Origin of the sequence: Cellulomonas bogoriensis 69B4 = DSM 16987 (genome assembly GCF_000767165.1) — a bacterium.
In the GTDB taxonomy this organism is placed as follows: Bacteria; Actinomycetota; Actinomycetes; order Actinomycetales; family Cellulomonadaceae; genus Actinotalea; species Actinotalea bogoriensis.
The window spans coordinates 1-717 of sequence record NZ_AXCZ01000407.1 but is presented as its reverse complement, the minus strand read 5'-3'; the positions used below and the strand labels follow the sequence as shown (position 1 = coordinate 717).

Sequence of the window (717 nt, the reverse complement as noted above, 5' to 3'; positions counted from 1 at the left end):
TGGGCGTGGGCGTGGGCGTGGGCCCAGGCGGGGTGGGCGTCGGGGTGGGCGCCGGGGTGGACGTCCCGTTGCAGGTCGTGCCGTTGAGGCTGAAGCTGCTGGGCACCGACGCCGAGCCGCTGGCGTTGCCGACGAACCCGAAGGTCACCGACCCGCCCGCTGAGATGCTCCGGTTGTGGTCGACGTTGCTGACCTGCACGGCACCGCTGGTCGAGCTGCCGACCGTGCCGTTCCACAGGTTGTTGATCTGCTGCCCCTGCGGGAGGGTCCAGCTCAGCGTCCAACCGTCCACGGCGGAGCCGAGGTTGGTCACGGTCACGTCGGCGACGAAGCCACCGGACCACTCCGAGGTCAGCCGGTAGTCGACGGTGCACCCGGCACCGGTCGCGGCCGGGACCGGAGCGGCGGTCGCGACTGCGGCACCGCCTGCCATGAGCACGCCTGCCAGCGCACCGGCCATGAGTGTTCTTGTACGTCGTAGCGTCCTTGCCACGCTTTCCCCTCCATACGGTCGAGCACCGTCTCGCGGCGCGTGTGCGGCCACGCTAGACAACCGCACCCGGGGGACTCCCTATGCCGAAACGATTAAGTCACGGAGCGGTGTCAGCCCGTGGACGCACCAGGGCCCGCCCCTCGTCATCGGGGCGGGCCCTGGTGCCCTCACGCCGGCACGCGGCGCTCGAGGACGGGTCTGCGCGTCATCCGGCGGTGCAGCTC

The 717-nt window shown here is 71.3% G+C and carries 1 protein-coding gene; it reads right to left on the bottom strand.

Features of this window, described 5'->3' with window-relative positions; all coding sequences use genetic code 11:
- Positions 1 to 460: cellulose binding domain-containing protein (locus N869_RS15715; RefSeq protein ID WP_035063258.1), on the bottom strand; the 460-nt coding region annotated here is incomplete at its 3' end.
- Positions 461 to 717: the final 257 nt, after the last annotated feature.